Below are 19,470 nucleotides of genomic sequence, written 5' to 3' on the forward strand. Positions count from 1 at the left end.
CGGACCCCGGCACGGCCGCCCCCCGCTTTCGGGGACGACCGCCCCCAACCCTACCGGCCCTTATGTACGGGGGTCAGTGCTCGGGCGACTCAACAGGGGCCGAAGTGACCAGTTCCGTGAGGACGCCATGGCAATCCTTGGGGTGCAGGAAGGTGATCCGCGACCCCATGGAACCGCGTCGGGGCTCGTCGTACAGCACGCGTACGCCCTTGCCCCGGATCTCCTCGGAGTCGGCGTCGACGTCCGCCGTGCCGAAGGCGATGTGGTGGACGCCCTCCCCGTTCTTGGCCAGCCACTTGCCGACCGCGGAGTCCTCGCGGGTCGGCTCCAGCAGTTGGAGGTAGGAGGCGCCGCCGTCCGAGGTCTCGTTGATCTTGAGCATGGCCTCGCGCACGCCCTGCTCCTCGTTGACCTCGGTGTGGAACACCTCGAAGCCGTAGGTGGACTGGTAGAACTCGACGGTCGCGTCGAGGTCGTGGCAGGCGATCCCGATGTGGTCGATTCGCGTCAGCATGGAATCAGTGCAGCGCTCCTCGCGTGGTTACGCAACGTGCGCGCGATCACACCGACGGCCCGATGACGGCACGGAGTGCCATCAGTACATTCGAAGTAAACCCTCGTTCACTCCTCGGCTGTGCAGGCCGGTAAGGGGATCGCAGCTCATGCCTTCTGGAACGACCAGCTCTGTGATCGTCGCGGGCGCGCGCACGCCCATGGGACGACTTCTGGGCTCCCTCAAGTCCTTCTCCGGGGCCGACCTGGGCGGCTTCGCGATCAAGGCCGCCCTCGACCGTGCGGGGATCGGCGGCGACCAGGTGCAGTACGTGATCATGGGCCAGGTGCTCCAGGCCGGCGCCGGCCAGATCCCGGCCCGGCAGGCGGCCGTCAAGGCCGGCATTCCGATGAACGTCCCGGCGCTCACCATCAACAAGGTGTGTCTCTCCGGCCTCGACGCCATCGCCCTGGCCGACCAGCTGATCCGCGCCGGCGAGTTCGACATCGTCGTGGCGGGCGGCCAGGAGTCCATGACCAACGCCCCGCACCTGCTGCCGAAGTCCCGTGAGGGCTTCAAGTACGGCGCGATCGAGATGCTCGACGCGATGGCCCACGACGGCCTGACCGACCCGTGGGCGAACATCCCGATGGGCGAGTCCACCGAGAAGCACAACACCCGCCTCGGCATCGCCCGCCCCGAGCAGGACGAGATCGCCGCCCTGTCCCACCAGCGGGCCGCCGCCGCGCAGAAGAACGGCCTGTTCGAGGCCGAGATCACCCCCGTCGAGATCCCGCAGCGCAAGGGCGACCCGGTGCTGTTCAGCAAGGACGAGGGCATCCGCGGCGACACCACCGCGGAGTCCCTGGGCAAGCTGCGCCCGGCGTTCGCCAAGGACGGCACGATCACGGCGGGCACGAGCTCCCAGATCTCGGACGGTGCGGCCGCCGTGGTCGTGATGAGCAAGGCGAAGGCCGAGGAGCTGGGCCTGACCTGGCTCGCCGAGATCGGCGCGCACGGCAATGTGGCCGGGCCGGACAGCTCCCTGCAGTCCCAGCCGTCCAACGCCATCCTGCACGCCCTCAAGAAGGAGGGCCTGGAGGTCTCCGACCTCGACCTCATCGAGATCAACGAGGCCTTCGCCGCGGTCGCCGTGCAGTCAATGAAGGACCTCGGCGTGTCCACGGAAAAGGTGAACGTCAACGGCGGCGCCATCGCGCTGGGCCACCCGATCGGCATGTCCGGCGCCCGGCTCGTGCTCCACCTGGCGCTCGAGCTCAAGCGGCGTGGTGGCGGTGTCGGCGCGGCCGCGCTGTGCGGTGGTGGCGGCCAGGGTGACGCGCTGATCGTGCGGGTACCGAAGGCCTGAGTTCTCTCTGTACGTCGCTGAAGTGAACGGAGCTGTTTGATGCAGGACGTCTCCTCTCTGGTGGCCCTGGCCAGGGAAGGCCGGCCGCGGGCCGTGGCCCGGCTGATCTCCCTTGTGGAGGGGGCGTCCCCGCAGCTCAGGGAGGTCATGGCGGCGCTGGCCCCGCTGACCGGGAACGCCTATGTGGTGGGTCTGACGGGCTCACCGGGTGTCGGCAAGTCGACTTCCACGTCGGCGCTCGTCAGTGCCTATCGCAAACAGGGCAAGCGGGTCGGCGTCCTGGCCGTCGACCCGTCGTCCCCCTTCTCGGGCGGCGCCCTGCTCGGTGACCGCGTCCGCATGTCGGATCACGCCTCCGACCCGGGCGTCTACATCCGCTCGATGGCCACCCGGGGCCACCTGGGCGGCCTCGCCTGGGCGGCGCCCCAGGCGATCCGCGTCCTCGACGCGGCCGGCTGCGACGTGATCCTGGTCGAGACGGTCGGCGTCGGGCAGTCGGAGGTGGAGATCGCCTCCCAGGCCGACACCTCCGTCGTCCTGCTGGCCCCCGGCATGGGCGACGGCATCCAGGCCGCGAAGGCGGGCATCCTGGAGATCGGCGACGTGTACGTCGTCAACAAGGCCGACCGGGACGGCGCGGACGCCACGGCCCGCGAGCTGAACCACATGCTGGGCCTCGGCGAGTCCCGCGGCCCCGGCGACTGGCGCCCGCCGATCGTGAAGACGGTCGCGGCCCGCGCCGAGGGCGTCGACGAGGTCGTGGAGGCCCTGGAGAAGCACCGCGCGTGGATGGAGGAGCGCGGCGTGCTCGCCGAGCGCCGCAGGGCCCGCGCGGCCCGCGAGGTCGAGACCATCGCCGTCACGGCCCTGCGGGAACGCATCGGCGACCTGCACGGCGACCGCCGCCTCAGCGCACTCGCGGAACGCATCGTCGCGGGCGAACTGGACCCGTACCGCGCGGCGGACGAGCTGGTGGCGGGTCTGACCCAGGGCTGACCCACCCGGCCCTCACGGGTTGGCGGGCCGGTGGGTGGGCCCTGCGTCTTCGGGGTGTGGATGGCCCCTGCGTCTCTGGCGCGTGGGTGGGCCCTGCGTCTTCGGGGCGTGGTGGGCCCATGGCGTCTCTGGCGCGTGGGTGGGCCCATGGCGTCTCTGGCGCGTGGGTGGGGCCTGGTCTCTGGGGCGTGGATGGCCCCTGCGTCTCCGGGGCGTGGGTGGGCCCCTGCGTCTCCGGGGCGTGAGTGGGTCCTGCGTCTCCGGGGCGTGCGTGGCCCCTGTGCCCCTGGGCCGCGCGTGGCCCCTGCCCTTCTGGGGCTGCGGTTCCGTGGGCTTCGCTCGGCGGGGGACGGGCGCAGCGGCACCCTGTCGGCGCCGGGCCGTGCGACCCACCCCCACCCAGCTACAGCACCCCGGACTGCTCAGCCGCCGTCAGGGACGCCCCCGCTGCCCCCTGAGGTGCTCGGCGATCGGCTTGAGCGCCTTGTCCAGTTCCGTCAGGGCCTCCGGCGACAGCAGGTCGATGAAGTGCCGCCGCACGGACGCGACATGGTGGGGTGCCACCTTCTTCATCGTCTCCATGCCGTGCTCGGTCAGCACGGCGTACAGTCCCCGACGGTCGGACTCGCAGTTCTCGCGCCGTACCAGGTTCGCGTTCTCCATCCGCGTGATCTGGTGCGACAGCCGGCTCTTGGACTGCAAAGTGGCGGAGGCGAGGTCGCTCATCCGCATGCGTACGTCTTCTGACTCGGACAGGTTCACGAGGATCTCGTAGTCGTTCATAGTCAGGCCGAACGGCTGCAGATCCTTCTCCAGCTGGTACGTCAACAGCCTGTTGACCTCCAGGTGGGTGCGCCAGGCGCACTGCTCCGCATCGGTCAGCCAGCGCGTGGCCGTCTCGGTCTCCATGAATGAAGTCTACCTAAGAAGTTGAATGACGAACTACTTCGGGTGGTGTGACTGTGCGCACGCGTTCGACGTCACACTCCGCAGACTACCGCTCACAGCCCGAAGCGACGCTGGAGGTCCCCCAGCTGTCCGGGAAGGCGCGGTGCACCCGACGGTTGCGGACCGTGTCCGCCCGGTGCCGCTCCGCCACCTCCGGGCACCCCCGGTTCGGACGGAACGACCCCCGTCGCCCTCTCGTCCACGAGGGTCTCCGACGACTGCAGCAGGACCGTCCCGGCGCCCACGAACTCGAACTGGTGCTCCTCCCCGGACACCCCGCCGAGGCCCGTCATCGCACGTAGACCGCCCAGTACACCCGTCAGATAGCCATGGTCGTAGTGATGGCACGGCGACGGGCAGTCGGCCCACCCGACGAGCGCCTGCGGGTCGACCCGGATCGGAGGTTCCATGAACACCACCGGACCGTTAGATGCGGCCACGAACTTTCCGGTTCCGATAAGGGTCAGAAAACCCGGCACGATCGACTGCTTGAGCGCGAGACTTGGCTGAAAAGCGAGCAGATTGCCCGCGCGAATGGTCAAGTTCCCGTCGTCCAGGTCATACGAGTTGACGTCGAAGGCCCGGTCGGCGAGGAGCATCTTGCCCGAGCCGGCCGCCACGACCCAGTCGCTCGCGTGCAGTGGCGAATGGAACGACGTGCGGACAATTCGGTCGAGTCGGCCGTGCCCGATGCCGTTGAACTCGATCGCCCCGTAGTAGGCGATCATCTTCCCCTTCTGCAGGAACCACTGCCCGCTCTTGAGCTCGACACAGAACGTGTACTTGTTCACGTTGTCGTCGGCGGGCAGCGTCATCGGGTCGTACACGACCGGCCCGGCCGGTCCGGCACCCGGAGTTCCGTACGCGCTCACAGCTTCTCCTCCGACGCCTGGACGTACACCGTGCCGTCGCCGCTCAGCTCCAGCTGGAAGGCCTCGCCGGAGCCGCGGCCCACCATCTCGCGCCAGCCGAGCGCCGTGGACAGCTTGTTGCGGACCTCGCCGTGGTGGGCGACGTAGGCCTGTGGGTCGACGTGCACCGGGCGCTGGGGGGTGATCGGGATCTCGAAGACGCCGCCGTGCGCCATCACGGCGACCGAGCCCTGCCCCTGGAGGGTCGTGGTGAACAGCCCCTGGCCGGTGACCTGGCCCCGGACCAGGCCCATCACCCCGCCCTGCGAGCCCATGAACATCGTGCCCTGCCGGAGCGTGCCCTCGAAGGCGAGCAGCCGGTCGGCCTCGACGTACAGGGTGTCGCCGGTGAGCTGGATGACGTGCACGTGGTGGCCGCCGTGCCCGAAGAAGACCGTGCCGCTGCCCTCGACGGTCATCAGGGGCGTGGCCTCGCCCGTCACCCGGCGCCCGATCATGGACATCAGACCGCCCTGGCCGCCCTGGACGCTGGGCGTGAAGGACACGTCCCCCTTGTAGGCCAGCATGGCGCCGCGCTGACTGAACAGCCGCTGCCCGGGCAGCACGGTCGCCTCGACCATCTTGGAGTTGATCTCCCGGAACGCCATGTCTACAGATCCCCCGCGATCGTGTTCCGCTCGCTCGGCTGCACGTACACCAGCCCGTCACCCTCGAAGCGGATCTGGAACGCCTCGCCGCCGCCCTCCCCGAAGAACGTGCGGAACGTCACGCCCGACTGGAAGGACTGCCGGACATCACCCTGGTGGGCGATGTAGGCACCCGGGTCGACGATCAGCGGGTACTGCGGGCTGACCCGGAGCACGACCGCCGGCCCGTCGGACATGATCGCCGCCTGTCCGTGCCCCTCGACGGTCGTCGTGAACAGCCCGTTGCCCTGTGAGGCACCGCGCAGCCCGGTGAACGTCGTGCCCGTTCTGAGCCCCGCGTCGGTCGCGAGCAGATTGCTGGACTCCACGTAGAGCTTGTCGCCCTGGAGGCCGACCAGGTTGATCTCCGAGGCCCGGTCCGCGAACCAGCACGTGCCGTGCCCCTTCACCTCCATCACCGTCATCTGCTCGCCGGTGAGCCGCCGGGTCACCATCCCGCGCAGTCCCTCGCCGCCACCGCTCAGCTTCTTGAAGCTCATCTGCCCGTCGTACGCGACCATCGAGCCGTTCTTCGCCTTCACGGCGTCCCCGGTCATGTCGACGGCGAGCACCTTGCTGCCCTGAAGTCGGAACATCGCCACGCAGCGAAAGTAGCGGCGCCACGGGTGGAGGGAACAGAGCCCGTGGGTGGACACCGACCCTGAGCGGACCCCCAGGCCCGCCGTTTGCCACAATGGGCGGACGTTTGTGCTTGCGTTCACAAACCGTGGACGTCTCTCCCACCGAAGGTGACCCGTGGACATCAAGACCGCCACCGCCCTCCGCCGCCTCCGCCTGGTCTCGGCCCCGGAAGCCGTGTCCTTCCTGATCCTGCTCGTCTGCTCGGTGCTGAAGCGGACCACGGACTTCAACGCGGTCCCCGTCATGGGCGCGATCCACGGGGTCCTGTTCATCCTCTACGTGATCTTCTGGGCGGACGCCTGGAACCGCACCAAGTGGCCGCTGAAGACCGGCCTGCTGTACTTCGTGCTGTCCGTGCTGCCCACCGGCGGCTTCTTCGCCGAGCGCAAGCTGAAGCGCGCCGCCGAGGACGAGCTCATCGCGGCCCGCGCCCGCAAGGAAGGGGTCGTGAACGCGTGATCGTCGCCTTCTCCGTGACACCCCTCGGCGTCGGCGACGACGTGGGGGAGTACGTCGCCGACGCCGTCCGCGTGGTCCGCGAGTCGGGCCTGCCCAACCGCACCGACGCCATGTTCACGTCCGTCGAGGGCGACTGGGACGAGGTCATGGACGTCGTCAAGCGTGCCGTCGCCGCCGTGGAGGAGCGGGCCCCGCGCGTCTCGCTGGTCCTCAAGGCCGACATCCGCCCCGGCGTGACCGACGGACTCACCTCCAAGGTCGAGACCGTCGAACGGCACCTGGCGCGCTAGCCGGGCCGTCCCCGGGGCGGCCGCTTTGGGGCGGTCGCTCAAGGCGGTGTACTTTCCCCTCCTGATCAACCGAGCGATCGCTCTTATCACGTTCTGGCCTGGGGGAACATCATGGGTCTCTACCGAGAGACACACATAGGCGCCGACCTCGACGAGCTGTGGGCGCGCACCCAGGACCCCGTCACGCGTCTGCGCTGGGACCTCCGCTTCAGCACGATCGAGCCCCTGCCGGCCACGCCGGGCGAGCCGCGGCGCTTCCGCTGCACCTGGCGCGTGCTGCCGTTCCTCACCGTGCCCGGCACCGGCGTCGCGGCCGGCGAGCGGGACCGGCCCGACGGCACCCGGGTCTGTGCCCTGCGCTTCTCCTCCTCGCACCCCCTCTCCCCGGTCGCCGACGCGAGCGCCTACTGGCGTTACGTGCCCGACGCGCACGGCGTGCGCCTGCTCACCGGGTACGAGTACCGCGCCCGCGGGGGCCCGTTCGGGGCGCTCGCGGACCGCCTGGTATTGCGGCCGTTGACGGGCTGGGCGACGGGGTGGTCCTTCGACCGGCTCCGGCTGTGGCTGGAGCGGGGGATCACACCCGAGCGGGCCCTGGTCAACTGGCTCGTCGAGCTGGCGGTCCGCGCGGTCGTCCTCACGGTGTGCCTGACCGGGCTGGGTCTCCAGTCGGTTCTGCGGCTCTTCGGGTCCTTCGCGGACACCGTGGCCTATCTGTGTCCGCTGGTACTGGTGGTCGCCGGCTCGCTCGCGGTCCTCAAGTCGCCGCTCGCGGGGACGCCCGCCGCCCGGCGGTGCCTGCGGGCGCCGGTCACTCAGGCGCGTACGCCCCGGGTGCTGCGCAGGCTCGAGGCGTACGGGCTCCCCGCGCCTCTCTAGCTGTGCTGTCCCGCTGTCAGCGCCATGCCCAGCGGGGTCCGTTCGTACAGCACCTGGTGGCCGTACCGGCGCGCCGCCAGCAGGCCCGCGTCGCGCAGGACCGTCAGGTGGGACGAGACCGAGGACGCGGCGAGGCCCAGTCGGTGGGCCAGGGCCGTGGTGGTCGCCGGTTCGTCCAGCGCCGTCAGCACCTCGGCCCGGTTGCGGCCCAGCAGTCGTACCAGCGAGTCCGGGGTGCGGGCGCCCGGCTCCGTCCACAGACCGGCGATCCCCCGGGCCGGGTAGACCAGCGTCGGCTGCCACGGGGGCTCGAAACCGGTGATCACGTCGGGCCACGAGAAGACGCTCGGCATCAGGACGAGGCCCTGCCCGTCGAGGTCGCGGACGTACTCGGTGTGCAGTGCGAGCGTCAGCGTGCGGCCGTCCCAGGACAGGCGGGTGTCCAGCTCGGGGAGCAGCGTGCCGAGGCCGACCTCGGCCAGCCGCCGGGAGTGGAAGGCGACGTCCGCCTCCAGCAGGGCCCGCAGCCGGGGCCAGTCCGGCTCGATGAGCACCCGCCAGGCCTCCTCCACGGCGTCCGCCAGCTCCGCGACCATCCGCGCCGGGTCCGCGAGCCAGGCCCGGCCCCGCGGCGAGTCGAGCGCACCCGGGGTGCAGGCCAGCGAGTGGGCGGTGTCCGCACGGGCCGCTTCCGGGTCGGACGCCCGCACGGCCGCGATCTCCTCCTCGAACGTGGCGGCCGGTCCGATCGGCGGCGCGCCCAGCCAGTCCGGGGAGTGCCCGCGCCGGGGCATCAGCAGCCACAGTGGGGTCAGGTCGAGGCCGGCCGCCGCCTCCCGGATCCGCCGCAGCCAGGGCGCCTGGTAGGCGTGCCGGTCGGGCCGCTTCAGCGTGCGTACCGCCTCCTGCGTCTCCCACAGCGGCGAGATCGCGAACCGGCAGCGCAGGAAGTCGTCGTCGCCGAAGTGCAGCCGCGACGGCATGCCCACCCCCTCGAAGATTCGGCTGGAGCCGAAACTCTACGGCTTCCCGTCCGGTTCCGGGCACGCTGCCCGGCATGTCCGCACCACCTCAGGCGGCCCCGGCACCCGCCGGCTACGGCCGCGTCCTCGCCGTGCCCGAGTTCCGGGCCGTCTTCGCCGCCCATGTGCTGTCCATGCTCGGCGTGATCGTCAGCGAGATCGCGCTGTCCGTCCTCGTCTACGACCTCACCCGCTCGCCCCTGCTGAGCGCGCTCACCTTCGCGCTGGGCTTTCTGCCGTACGCCGTCGGCGGCGCCCTCCTCGCGCCGGCCGCCGACCGCTTCCCCGCCCGGCGGGTGCTCGTCACCTGCGACCTGGTGTGCGCGGGCTGTGTGGCCCTGATGACCGTCCCGGGCACCGGCATCGGCCTGCTGCTCGCCCTGCGCTGCGCGCTCGCCGTCGTCTCCCCGGTGTTCGCCGGCACCCGCATGGCCACGCTGGCCGACGTCCTCGGCGACGGCGACCTGTTCGTGCTCGGCCGCTCCCTGCTGCGCATCGTCGCCCAGAGCGCCCTGCTCGTCGGCTACGGCCTCGGCGGTCTGCTGCTGACCGCCGTCACCCCGCGCCATGCCCTGCTGATCACCGTCGCCACCTTCCTCGCCTCCGCCACGCTGCTGCGCCACGGCACCCGGCACCGCCCCGCCCGCCCGCGCACCGGCACGCACGCCCCGCCGGGCCCGCGCACGCTGTTCGCCGACCGCCGTGTGCGCGTCCTGCTGCTCGTGTTCTGGATCCCGGCGGCGTTCTCCGTCGTCCCCGAGGCGCTGGCGGCGCCGTACGCCGCGAAACTGGGCAGCGGCTCCACGGGGCTCGGCCTGCTGATGTGCGCCCTGCCCGTCGGCACGGTGGCCGGGGAGCTGTTCGCCGGGGCCCGGCTGGGGCCGGTGGCCCGCGAGCGCGTCGCGCTGCCCCTGCTCTGTCTCACCCTGCTGCCGTACCTCGGCTACGCCCTGCGCCCCGGGCTCGGCGCGTCCCTGCTGCTCCTGCTGCTGTCCGGGGCCGGTTCCGCGTACACCCTGGGCCTGGACCAGTGGTTCGTGCGGGCCGTGCCGGAGGAGCTGCGCGGGCGGGCCATGACCGTGCTGAGCGCCGGGCTGATGACCGTCCAAGGTGCCGGCATGGCGCTGGCCGGGGTGGCGGCGCAGACGGCGGGGGTGCGCACGGCCGTCGCCGGGGCCGGCGCGGTGGGCGTGCTGTGCTGCTGCGGACTGGCCGTGGCGGCCCGGGCGACCGAAGGCCGAGACGGGGCTGCCCGGAATATGACCGGCCGGTAGGGTCTGATGCCGTGCCGAAGCCACTCAGTCTTCCCTTCGACCCCATCGCCCGTGCGGACGAGCTCTGGAAGCAGCGCTGGGGAAACGTGCCGTCCATGGCCGCGATCACCTCGATCATGCGGGCGCAGCAGATCCTGCTCGCCGAGGTGGACGCGGTGGTCAAGCCGTACGGACTGACGTTCGCGCGGTACGAGGCGCTGGTGCTGCTCACCTTCTCCAAGGCCGGCGAGCTGCCCATGTCCAAGATCGGCGAGCGGCTGATGGTGCATCCCACCTCGGTCACGAACACCGTGGACCGGCTGGTGAAGTCGGGGCTGGTGGCCAAGCGGCCCAATCCCAACGACGGGCGCGGCACCCTGGCCGTCATCACCGACAAGGGCCGCGAGGTGGTCGACGCGGCCACCCGCGACCTGATGGCCATGGACTTCGGGCTCGGGGTGTACGACGCGGAGGAGTGCGCGGAGATCTTCGCGATGTTCCGTCCGCTGCGCATCGCGGCACACGATTTCGACGAGGAGTGACCCGGGCCAAGATCTCCCGGAACGGGTGGTTACGCTCGATGGCATGAAAAAGAGCGTGCTGACCCGCTACCGCGTCATGGCCTACACCACCGGTGTCCTGCTGGTGCTGCTGTGCCTGAGCATGATCGCGAAGTACGGGCTCCACATCGACGGTGCCGCGGCCGTCACCGAGGTCGTCGCCATCGCCCACGGCTGGCTGTACGTCGTCTACCTCGTCGTCGCCTTCGACCTGGGCTCGAAGACGAAGATGCCGATCGGCAAGCAGCTGTGGGTGCTGCTCGCGGGGACGATTCCCACGGCCGCCTTCTTCGTCGAGCGGAGGATCAGCCGCGAGCTGGAGGCCAAGGTCGCCGACCCGGCCCCCGCCGTCGCCAAGGCGTAACGCACTTCACCGCCGTACGGACAGCGTGCGGCGGTCAGCCATCGACATTTACTAGGACGTCCTAGTAAATTCGATGGTATGGACGCTCACGCCATCGAGGAGGGCCGCCGCCGCTGGCAGGCCCGCTACGACGCCGCACGCAAGCGCGACGCTGACTTCACCACGCTCTCCGGCGATCCCGTGGAGCCGGTGTACGGGCCCCGACCGGGCGACACCTACCAGGGATTCGAGCGGATCGGGTGGCCGGGGGAGTACCCCTTCACGCGCGGGCTCCATCCGACCGGCTACCGCGGGCGCACCTGGACGATCCGGCAGTTCGCCGGGTTCGGCAACGCCGAGCAGACCAACGAGCGCTACAAGATGATCCTGGCCGCGGGCGGCGGAGGCCTGTCCGTCGCCTTCGACATGCCGACGCTGATGGGACGCGACTCCGACGATCCCCGCTCGCTCGGCGAGGTCGGGCACTGCGGTGTCGCCATCGACTCCGCCGCCGACATGGAGGTCCTGTTCAAGGACATCCCGCTCGGCGACGTGACCACCTCCATGACCATCAGCGGTCCCGCCGTACCCGTCTTCTGCATGTACCTGGTCGCCGCCGAGCGGCAGGGCGTGGACCCGTCGGTCCTCAACGGCACGCTGCAGACCGACATATTCAAGGAGTACATCGCGCAGAAGGAGTGGCTCTTCCAGCCCGAGCCCCATCTGCGCCTGATCGGCGACCTGATGGAGTACACCAGCGCCGGCATCCCGGCCTACAAGCCGCTCTCGGTCTCCGGCTACCACATCCGTGAAGCGGGCGCGACGGCCGCGCAGGAGCTGGCGTACACGCTCGCCGACGGCTTCGGGTACGTAGAACTCGGGCTCAGCCGCGGCCTGGACGTGGACGTGTTCGCGCCCGGGCTGTCCTTCTTCTTCGACGCGCACGTCGACTTCTTCGAGGAGATCGCCAAGTTCCGCGCGGCGCGCCGCATCTGGGCGCGTTGGATGCGTGACGTGTATGGCGCGAAGAGCGAGAAGGCCCAGTGGCTGCGCTTCCACACGCAGACCGCCGGTGTCTCGCTGACCGCCCAGCAGCCGTACAACAACGTCGTCCGTACGGCCGTGGAGGCGCTGGCGGCCGTTCTCGGCGGGACCAACTCGCTGCACACCAACGCCCTGGACGAGACCCTCGCGCTGCCCAGTGAGCAGGCCGCGGAGATCGCGCTGCGCACCCAGCAGGTGCTGATGGAGGAGACCGGGGTCGCCAACGTGGCCGACCCGCTGGGCGGTTCCTGGTACATCGAGCAGCTGACGGACCGGATCGAGGCGGACGCGGAGAAGATCTTCGAGCAGATCAAGGAGCGGGGCCTGAGGGCGCATCCGGACGGACGGCACCCGATCGGTCCGATCACCTCCGGGATCCTGCGCGGGATCGAGGACGGCTGGTTCACCGGCGAGATCGCCGAGTCCGCCTTCCGCTACCAGCAGGCCCTGGAGAAGGGCGACAAGAAGGTCGTCGGCGTCAACGTCAACACCGGCTCGGTCACCGGCGACCTGGAGATCCTGCGGGTCAGCCACGAGGTGGAGCGGGAGCAGGTCCGGGTGCTCGGCGAGCGCAAGGCCGGACGGGACGACGGCGCGGTGCGGACGGCGCTGGAGGGCATGCTGGCCGCCGCCCGCGACGGCTCCAACATGATCGGCCCGATGCTGGACGCCGTCCGCGCCGAGGCCACGCTGGGCGAGATCTGCGGGGTGCTGCGGGACGAGTGGGGGGTGTACACGGAGCCGGCCGGCTTCTGACCGCGGCGGCCGCACAGGGGTGCGGCGACCGTGACCTACCAGGCGCGGCCGGCCTGCCGTTGGGGAGGCCGGCCCGTGTCGGCGCCGGCCCAGGCCGGCCCGCGGGGGTGACACGGGCCGGCCGGCGCCGACCGGAGCGGGGTCCCGGAGTCCCGGCGGGCGATCACGCTCGGCCCGCCGAGCCCGTGAGGCCCAGCAGCAGGACCCGTGTGAAGCTGCGCACCCACTCCTCGTCGGCCGGCTTGCCGCTGACCAGGGTGCGGTGGACCACCGCACCCGCCACCACGTCGAAGATCAGGTCCACCGTGCGGGCGGACTCCTCCGGGTCGGGTTCCGGGGGGAGCTCGCCGCGGCACTGGGCCCGCGCGCGGCCCTCCAGAACCAGCCGCATCTGACGCTCCACGATGGAGGCGCGGATCCGCTCGCGCAGGGCGTCGTCGCGGGTGGCCTCGGCGACCACGGCCATCAGGCCGCTCTTCGCCTCCGGGCGGGCCAGGATCGCCGCGAACTGCAGGACCACGCCCTCGATGTCGGCGTCCAGGCTGCCGCGGTCGGGGAGTTCGAGCTCGTCGAAGAGCTCCGCCACGGCGTCCACGACCAGTTCGTTCTTGCCGGCCCACCGGCGGTACAGCGTCGTCTTCGCGACCCCGGCGCGGGTCGCCACGTCTCCCAGCGTGAGCTTGGACCAGCCCAGTTCCACCAGCGCCTGCCGGGTCGCGGCCAGGATCGCGGCGTCCGCGGCGGCGCTGCGCGGGCGCCCGGTACGGCTGGCGGGAGTGCGGCTCTGCATCCCCTGACCATAACCGGCGGGAACTGTGCGGTCGTGAGGGAGATCACCGGGGTGTGGTGTCGCGCGGGGTCCGCATGGCATTACGCTACGAGTCGTAGCGAAAGCTCGTGACGGACGTACACGAGCGGCGACCACGGGGGCGCGGGTGGGGACCCGGCGCCCGTACACCCGGCTTTTTCATTTCGACGCGGTAACGGGGGAGGATAGACGCATGCAGCCACGGAACATGTCCATGAGCGGCGTCGTCGACCTCGCCGCGGTGAAGGCGGCCCAGGAGGCCAAGGCCAAGGCCGAACAGACGCGCGCCGAAGCCGCCCGGCAGGGCGGCACGGGGGCCGTCGCCCCGGCCGATCTCGTCATCGACGTCGATGAGGCGGGCTTCGAGCGCGATGTCCTGCAGCGGTCCGCCGAAGTCCCCGTCGTCATCGACTTCTGGGCCGAGTGGTGCCAGCCCTGCAAGCAGCTGAGCCCGGTCCTGGAGCGACTGGCCGTCGAGTACGACGGGCGCTTCCTCCTCGCCAAGATCGACGTCGACGCCAACCAGATGCTGATGCAGCAGTTCGGGGTGCAGGGCATCCCGGCGGTGTTCGCCGTCGTCGCGGGCCAGGCGCTGCCGCTGTTCCAGGGCGCGGCCGCCGAGCAGCAGATCCGGCAGACGCTGGACCAGCTGGTGGAGGTCGCGGAGCAGCGGTTCGGCATCACCGGCCTGACCGTCGACCCGGACGCGCGGCCGGGTCAGGTGGCCGAAGGGCTCCAGGAGGGCCCGTACGACGCCCTGCTGAACGCCGCCGCCGAGGCCCTGGACGCCGGCGACCTGCCCGGGGCCGTGCAGGCCTACAAGAACGTGCTGGCCGACGACCCGGCCCACCCCGAGGCCAAGCTGGGCCTCGCGCAGGCCGAGTTGCTGCAGCGGGTGCAGGGCTTCGATGCGCAGAAGGTGCGCCAGGAGGCCGCCGAGAAGCCCAAGGACGTGAACGCGCAGATCGCCGCCGCCGACCTGGATCTGGTGGGCGGCCACGTGGAGGACGCCTTCGGCCGGCTGATCGAGACCGTGCAGCGCACGTTCGGTGACGACCGGGACACGGTGCGCCTGCGGCTGCTGGAGTTGTTCGAGGTCGTGGGGCCCGACGATCCGCGTGTGGTGGGGGCGCGAAGGGCGCTCGCGCGGGCCTTGTTCTGACCAGTCGCTAAACGCCACGGCTTGTGATGCCGGGGTGAAAGGTTTGCCGACGAGTCGTCACGGTGGCCGCGCTTTACCAAATCTTGGTAATCGGCGGAACTGTTACTCGGAGTAAGTCGAAGCCGTTGGTCTGTCTGGTTTTGTCCAGGGATCAACGGCTTTGCTCTGCCCAGGATCGCCACCCAGCGTCGCGCTCCGAGACCGGTCGGTCGTCCTCCGGTTATCCGGCCGTTACTAGCCAGTAACGAACCCCCTTGTGCCCGGGCCGAGAATGCACCACGATCGGCGACGCTCGGTCCATTCCCGCACCCCGGCAGCCGGTCGGGTCACGGGAGACTCTGGGTCCCCACCGGGCAGAGCCGGCGGCAGTGGCGCCGGCTCTTGGGCAGGGGGGTCTTCGCCCACCCGGCGAAGCCTGTCCAGCAAGGTTGTGCGTGATGCGTGTCAGGCGCGACCAGTGGTTGTCGCTCGGGGGTGATCGCCGGTGATTCGGGCGCGGTTCGCGCCTCCGAGTGCGGGCGCTCTCCTTCCCGAGGACGTAGCACTTCTCCCATCCCTGCCTGACTGAGCCGCCGACTGGTGGCGAGTCCGGGCCAGGAGATGTACGTCCGAGAAGGAGGAAATATGGAGTCCCAGGTGCGTGGCGGGACCAGATGGAAGCGGTTCGCTGTGGTCATGGTGCCCAGCGTGGCCGCCACGGCGTGTATAGGTGTCGCCCTCGCGCAGGGCGCTCTCGCCGCTTCGTTCAGCGTGTCCGGTCAGTCGTTCAAGGTGACGGCCGACGAGCTCGACGGCAAGGGCTTCGAGCAGTACGGCGCCATCGACAACGGCTACACGCTGGACGGCAAGAAGACGATCCACCCGGTGGCCGTCTCGGCGTTCCAGCACGCCGAGATCACCAACCTGTGCCAGTCCGTGGTCACGCCCGACGTGCCGATCTTCGGCAAGGTCAGCCTGATCCTGCGGGCCGGTGGGGCGGGGCACGACAAGGTCGAGGCCGACCGGATCTACATCGACGTCGCCGACCTCAACGCCGACGCGACCTTCAACAACATCGACATCGGTGTGGCCGCCAAGGACGCCGACAAGGGTCCGGGCATGAAGGGTGGCAGCGAGCAGGCCAACCCGTACGGCTTCGCCCAGCAGGCTGACTCGGCCACGCTGGTCGGCGTGAAGCAGACGGCGTGGGCGACCACTGCCGGTACCTTCAAGCTGAGCGGGCTGCACATGTCGCTGTCGACGAGTGGCGCGGAGTGCTACTAAGCACTCACTGACGGGCGGGGGAGCCGATGGCGCCCCCGCCCGTCCCCTCTCCGGCCGCGTCTTCACACGCGGCACACTTCACCACCACAGCAACACCGCACCAGGGAGCTGTTTTCCATGAGCGCCGAGACCCCTGCCGTCGCATCCGGCCAGTTCACCCGCCGGAGGCAGCAGTTCCGCGCCTGGCGGGGCACGCGTCCGTTCTGGGCTGGTCTGTTCGTCTTGCTCGGCGGCTTTCCGATCATGTACTTCCCGTACGCCCACCTGCAGGTCGGTCACCTGACGCTGGCGATGTCGACCACCGCGGGAGCCGGATCCCTGATCATCGGTGTGCTGCTCGTCGTCCTGGGCATCAGCCTCTGGTTCCAGAAGCACGTACGGGTCTTCGCCGGAGTCGCCGCGATCCTGCTCGCGCTGGTGTCCATCCCCGTCTCCAACTTCGGCGGCTTCATCCTGGGCTTCCTCTTCGCCCTCATCGGCGGGGCGATGGCCGTGGCCTGGGCGCCGGGCGCGTCGCCGCAGCCGCAGCCGCCGGCCGAGGCGGCGCCGGGCGAGGGTGACGCCCCGCAGACCGCGAAGCTGCCCCAGCAGGGCACGGACGTGTTCGGGGAGAACGACCTGTCAGGAACGAGCCCGGCCAACGGGGCGAACGGGAGGCACAGTGCCGGCTGACGAGGTGGCCCGCGGGACCGATGTGGAGGGGTCCCGGGTGAGAACCGGGGCCCGCCACGCGGCCCCCAGAAAGCCGCTGTTCACCAGGTTCCACATGCCGGCCGGCAAGGCGATAGCCTCCGTGGCGATGCCGACGGCGGTGCTGATGGGCATGGGCTTCACGTCCACGCTGGCCCTCGCGGCCGGCAACGGCAGCAGCCCGTCCCCGTCCACCACGTCCAAGAGCCTGACGGCCGACGAGTACAAGGACTGCGTCAAGGCGCTGGACTCCTCCAAGGACCCCTCGTCCTCGCCGTCGCCCTCCGCCTCGGAGAGCAAGTCCGCCGACAAGGCCACACCGTCTCCCTCGGCGAGCGCCGACGCCAAGGACACGACGTCCGGCGACTCGGGCAAGACCTCTTCGCCGGATTCAGGTTCCGGTGACAAGGCCACGCCCCAGCCGACCGCGACGTCCGGCTCCGGCTCGGACTCGGGCTCGGGCTCGTCGGGTTCGTCGTCGGACTCGGGCAGCGCTTCGGCCACGCCCAGCCCGTCGGCGTCCAAGAGCAGCGGCGGTCTGCTGGACACCATCGGCGACACGCTCGGCGGCGTGCTCGGCATCGGCAAGGACTCCGGGACCTCCTCCGCGAGTCCGACGCCGTCCGCCACCCCGTCGGCGAGCGCGTCCTCGAGCGCGCCGTCCACGTCGGACTCCGCGAAGCCGGACGCGTCGTCGTCCGGTTCCAAGCTCACCGACACGGTCAACGACACCGTCTCCAAGACCACCAAGACGGTCGGGGACACGGTGAAGAAGACCACCGACACGGTGTCCAAGACGGCCGGGGACGCCACCAAGACGGTCACGGACGCGGCCGGATCGGTCACGCCGAGCCCGTCCGCGAGCTCCGCTGCGTCGGCCGGGAACTGTCCCGCGGCCACGACCGACGAGAGCGGCGTCGACAACAAGGTGCCGGTGGCGGACGACCCCTGGTACCTCAGCGCCAGCTCGCTGCTGCTCAAGGGCGCCGACTACCAGGGCATCGTCGAGGTGAAGACGGCCTCCGGCACCACCAAGAAGGTGCTGAAGTACGTCATCTCCGACGGCACGGACATCGGCGACCTGCACCAGACGGTGAACGACAAGCTCTCGGGCAAGACCTACCACGTGCAGGCGTCCAAGGGCTCGACCTCCACCATCCGGGGCGGCTCCACGACGATGTACACCCAGAGCATCTCGGGCAACCTCTTCGGTCTGATCCCGATGACGTTCACGCCCGACAGCCCGCCCCCGCTGAACCTCCCGCTGATCTACTTCACCAACGTGAAGGTGGTCCAGGCGGCGCAGTTCGGCGGCAACCTGCACGTGCCCGGCATGCACGTGTACACGACCGACTGACCGGTCCTGCAAGCCCGTTCGGGAGCCGCACACAGCTGAGGGCGCCCCCTGTTCCAGGGGGCGCCCTCAGTGCCGTACAAGGCCCTTGTGGGGCTCGTCAGTTGGCCTGCCCGCCCAGGTGGTGGACGCGGAGCATGTTGGTGGTGCCGGGGACGCCGGGGGGCGAGCCGGCGGTGATGATGACCGTGTCGCCGGCGTCGAAGCGGCTCAGCTTGGCGATCTCCTGGTCGACCAGGTCGACCATCTCGTCCGTGGTGTTCACGAACGGGACGATGTGCGACTCCACGCCCCAGCTGAGGGTGAGCTGGTTGCGGGTGGACTCGTCCGTGGTGAAGGCGATGATGGGCTGGCTCGCGCGGTAGCGGGAGAGCCGGCGCGCGGTGTCACCGGACTGGGTGAAGGCGATCAGGCCCCGGCCGCCGAGGAAGTCGGCGATCTCGCACGCGGCACGCGCGACCGAGCCACCCTGCGTGCGCGGCTTCTTGCCCGGCACCAGCGGCTGCAGGCCCTTGGAGAGCAGCTCCTGCTCGGCCGCGGTGACGATCTTCGACATGGTCTTGACCGTCTCGACCGGGTAGGCGCCCACGCTGGACTCGGCCGACAGCATGACCGCGTCCGCGCCGTCCAGGATCGCGTTGGCCACGTCGGAGGCCTCGGCGCGGGTCGGGCGGGAGTTGGTGATCATCGACTCCATCATCTGGGTCGCCACGATCACCGGCTTGGCGTTGCGCCGGCACAGCTCGATCAGGCGCTTCTGCACCATGGGGACCTTCTCGAGCGGGTACTCGACGGCGAGGTCGCCACGCGCGACCATCACACCGTCGAACGCCATCACGACGTCCTCCATGTTCTCCACCGCCTGCGGCTTCTCCACCTTGGCGACGACCGGGACCCGGCGGCCCTCCTCGTCCATGACGCGGTGCACGTCGTGGATGTCCTTGGCGTCCCGGACGAAGGACAGCGCGACCAGGTCGCAGCCCATGCGGAGGGCGAAGCGCAGGTCCTCGATGTCCTTCTCGCTCAGCGCGGGCACGTTGACGGCCGCGCCGGGCAGGTTGATGCCCTTGTGGTCGGAGACGACGCCGCCCTCGATGACGATCGTCTTCACCCGCGGGCCCTCGACGTCCAGGACCTTCAGCTCGACGTTGCCGTCGTTGATCAGGACCTGGTCGCCGCGCGAGACGTCGCCCGGCAGCCCCTTGTACGTCGTACCGCAGATGTGCTTGTCGCCCGGTACGTCCTCGGTCGTGATGACGAACTCGTCACCGCGCTCGAGCTCGACCGGACCCTCCGCGAAGGTCTCCAGGCGGATCTTCGGGCCCTGCAGGTCGGCGAGGACGCCGATGGCCCGGCCGGTCTCCTTGGACGCGGCGCGGACGCGGTCGTACCGCGCCTGGTGCTCGGCGTGGGAGCCGTGGCTGAAGTTGAACCGGGCCACATTCATGCCCGCCTCGATCATGGCGACGAGCATCTCGTGGGAGTCGACCGCGGGGCCGAGAGTACAGACGATTTTCGAACGGCGCATGGGGCGATCCTATCGGTTTGTTTCGCTACGGAATATTCCGTCTGGCGGAAGAT

The 19,470-nt window shown here is 70.4% G+C and carries 21 protein-coding genes; 13 read left to right on the top strand and 8 right to left on the bottom strand.

Annotated features, from left to right (window positions below; genetic code table 11):
* Positions 1-73: 73 nt before the first annotated feature.
* On the bottom strand, positions 74-514 hold the full coding sequence (mce, locus tag AB0D93_RS15325; RefSeq protein ID WP_362119014.1) for a methylmalonyl-CoA epimerase: 441 nt from the start codon (positions 512-514) through the stop codon (positions 74-76).
* A 148-nt stretch (positions 515-662) separates the two neighbouring features.
* Here mce and AB0D93_RS15330 point away from each other — a divergent pair, with 148 nt between their 5' ends.
* Both AB0D93_RS15330 and meaB read left to right on the top strand, forming a co-directional pair.
* The gene (locus AB0D93_RS15330) at positions 663-1,862 is read left to right on the top strand and encodes an acetyl-CoA C-acetyltransferase (protein WP_362119017.1); all 1,200 of its coding nucleotides are present in this window, start codon (positions 663-665) and stop codon (positions 1,860-1,862) included.
* Positions 1,863-1,901: 39 nt separating this feature from the next.
* Positions 1,902-2,858 carry a methylmalonyl Co-A mutase-associated GTPase MeaB gene (gene meaB / locus AB0D93_RS15335; protein WP_362119020.1) on the top strand — a complete coding sequence of 319 codons (957 nt, stop codon included), beginning with the start codon at positions 1,902-1,904 and terminating at the stop codon, positions 2,856-2,858.
* 432 nt (positions 2,859-3,290) lie between these two features.
* On the opposite strand, the gene AB0D93_RS15340 is transcribed toward meaB, so the two are convergent.
* From AB0D93_RS15340 to AB0D93_RS15355, 4 genes are all read right to left on the bottom strand, one after another.
* Entirely contained in the window at positions 3,291-3,767 is a 477-nt protein-coding gene (locus AB0D93_RS15340; RefSeq protein WP_362119024.1) for a MarR family transcriptional regulator, read from the bottom strand.
* Positions 3,768-3,859: 92 nt separating this feature from the next.
* Complete coding sequence (locus tag AB0D93_RS15345) at positions 3,860-4,678, bottom strand: AIM24 family protein (protein WP_362119027.1); 819 nt, start codon at positions 4,676-4,678, stop codon at positions 3,860-3,862.
* On the bottom strand, positions 4,675-5,325 hold the full coding sequence (locus AB0D93_RS15350; RefSeq protein WP_362119030.1) for an AIM24 family protein: 651 nt from the start codon (positions 5,323-5,325) through the stop codon (positions 4,675-4,677). Before AB0D93_RS15350 ends, AB0D93_RS15345 begins: the two co-directional genes overlap by 4 nt.
* A gap of 2 nt (positions 5,326-5,327) precedes the next feature.
* On the bottom strand, positions 5,328-5,960 hold the full coding sequence (locus AB0D93_RS15355) for an AIM24 family protein (RefSeq protein ID WP_351800234.1): 633 nt from the start codon (positions 5,958-5,960) through the stop codon (positions 5,328-5,330).
* A gap of 160 nt (positions 5,961-6,120) precedes the next feature.
* Here AB0D93_RS15355 and AB0D93_RS15360 point away from each other — a divergent pair, with 160 nt between their 5' ends.
* From AB0D93_RS15360 to AB0D93_RS15370, 3 genes are all read left to right on the top strand, one after another.
* Entirely contained in the window at positions 6,121-6,465 is a 345-nt protein-coding gene (locus AB0D93_RS15360) for a DUF3817 domain-containing protein (protein ID WP_362119034.1), read from the top strand.
* Positions 6,462-6,755, top strand: coding sequence for an MTH1187 family thiamine-binding protein (locus AB0D93_RS15365; RefSeq protein ID WP_362119037.1), 294 nt, complete (start codon positions 6,462-6,464; stop codon positions 6,753-6,755). Before AB0D93_RS15360 ends, AB0D93_RS15365 begins: the two co-directional genes overlap by 4 nt.
* A 111-nt stretch (positions 6,756-6,866) precedes the next feature.
* Positions 6,867-7,634 carry a hypothetical protein gene (locus tag AB0D93_RS15370; RefSeq protein ID WP_362119040.1) on the top strand — a complete coding sequence of 256 codons (768 nt, stop codon included), beginning with the start codon at positions 6,867-6,869 and terminating at the stop codon, positions 7,632-7,634.
* Here the strand turns inward: AB0D93_RS15370 and AB0D93_RS15375 are convergent.
* Positions 7,631-8,617, bottom strand: coding sequence for a DUF5937 family protein (locus AB0D93_RS15375; RefSeq protein WP_362119043.1), 987 nt, complete (start codon positions 8,615-8,617; stop codon positions 7,631-7,633). The genes AB0D93_RS15370 and AB0D93_RS15375 overlap by 4 nt on opposite strands.
* Positions 8,618-8,691: 74 nt before the next feature.
* Here AB0D93_RS15375 and AB0D93_RS15380 point away from each other — a divergent pair, with 74 nt between their 5' ends.
* The 4 genes from AB0D93_RS15380 (at position 8,692) to AB0D93_RS15395 (ending at position 12,612) form a co-directional block, all read left to right on the top strand.
* Positions 8,692-9,930, top strand: a complete 1,239-nt coding sequence (locus AB0D93_RS15380; protein ID WP_362119046.1) for an MFS transporter — start codon at positions 8,692-8,694, stop codon at positions 9,928-9,930.
* 11 nt (positions 9,931-9,941) lie between these two features.
* On the top strand, positions 9,942-10,451 hold the full coding sequence (locus tag AB0D93_RS15385) for a MarR family transcriptional regulator (protein ID WP_362119049.1): 510 nt from the start codon (positions 9,942-9,944) through the stop codon (positions 10,449-10,451).
* Between the two features lie 43 nt (positions 10,452-10,494).
* Positions 10,495-10,833 (top strand): DUF3817 domain-containing protein, encoded by a 339-nt coding sequence (locus AB0D93_RS15390; RefSeq protein WP_362119052.1) that lies wholly within the window; start codon positions 10,495-10,497, stop codon positions 10,831-10,833.
* A gap of 78 nt (positions 10,834-10,911) precedes the next feature.
* Positions 10,912-12,612, top strand: coding sequence for a methylmalonyl-CoA mutase family protein (locus AB0D93_RS15395; protein ID WP_362119055.1), 1,701 nt, complete (start codon positions 10,912-10,914; stop codon positions 12,610-12,612).
* A 163-nt stretch (positions 12,613-12,775) separates the two neighbouring features.
* Here the strand turns inward: AB0D93_RS15395 and AB0D93_RS15400 are convergent, their stop codons facing one another.
* Positions 12,776-13,402: a TetR/AcrR family transcriptional regulator gene (locus AB0D93_RS15400; protein ID WP_362119058.1), complete on the bottom strand. Its 627-nt coding sequence runs from the start codon at positions 13,400-13,402 to the stop codon at positions 12,776-12,778.
* Positions 13,403-13,613: 211 nt separating this feature from the next.
* Between AB0D93_RS15400 and AB0D93_RS15405 the strand changes: the two genes are divergently transcribed.
* The 4 genes from AB0D93_RS15405 (at position 13,614) to AB0D93_RS15420 (ending at position 17,892) form a co-directional block, all read left to right on the top strand.
* Positions 13,614-14,582: a tetratricopeptide repeat protein gene (locus tag AB0D93_RS15405; protein ID WP_362119061.1), complete on the top strand. Its 969-nt coding sequence runs from the start codon at positions 13,614-13,616 to the stop codon at positions 14,580-14,582.
* Between the two features lie 624 nt (positions 14,583-15,206).
* The gene (locus AB0D93_RS15410; protein ID WP_362119064.1) at positions 15,207-15,845 is read left to right on the top strand and encodes a DUF6230 family protein; all 639 of its coding nucleotides are present in this window, start codon (positions 15,207-15,209) and stop codon (positions 15,843-15,845) included.
* Positions 15,846-15,962: 117 nt separating this feature from the next.
* Positions 15,963-16,517, top strand: coding sequence for a DUF6114 domain-containing protein (locus AB0D93_RS15415; RefSeq protein WP_362119067.1), 555 nt, complete (start codon positions 15,963-15,965; stop codon positions 16,515-16,517).
* Positions 16,507-17,892: a hypothetical protein gene (locus AB0D93_RS15420; RefSeq protein WP_362119070.1), complete on the top strand. Its 1,386-nt coding sequence runs from the start codon at positions 16,507-16,509 to the stop codon at positions 17,890-17,892. The genes AB0D93_RS15415 and AB0D93_RS15420 overlap by 11 nt, the downstream gene beginning before the upstream one ends.
* 97 nt (positions 17,893-17,989) lie before the next feature.
* On the opposite strand, the gene pyk is transcribed toward AB0D93_RS15420, so the two are convergent.
* A complete protein-coding gene (gene pyk, locus AB0D93_RS15425) occupies positions 17,990-19,417 on the bottom strand; it encodes a pyruvate kinase (RefSeq protein WP_362119073.1) in 1,428 nt (475 codons plus the stop codon).
* Between the last annotated feature and the right edge of the window lie 53 nt (positions 19,418-19,470).

Origin of the sequence: Streptomyces sp. NPDC048191 (genome assembly GCF_040652655.1) — a bacterium.
Taxonomy (GTDB): domain Bacteria; phylum Actinomycetota; class Actinomycetes; order Streptomycetales; family Streptomycetaceae; genus Streptomyces.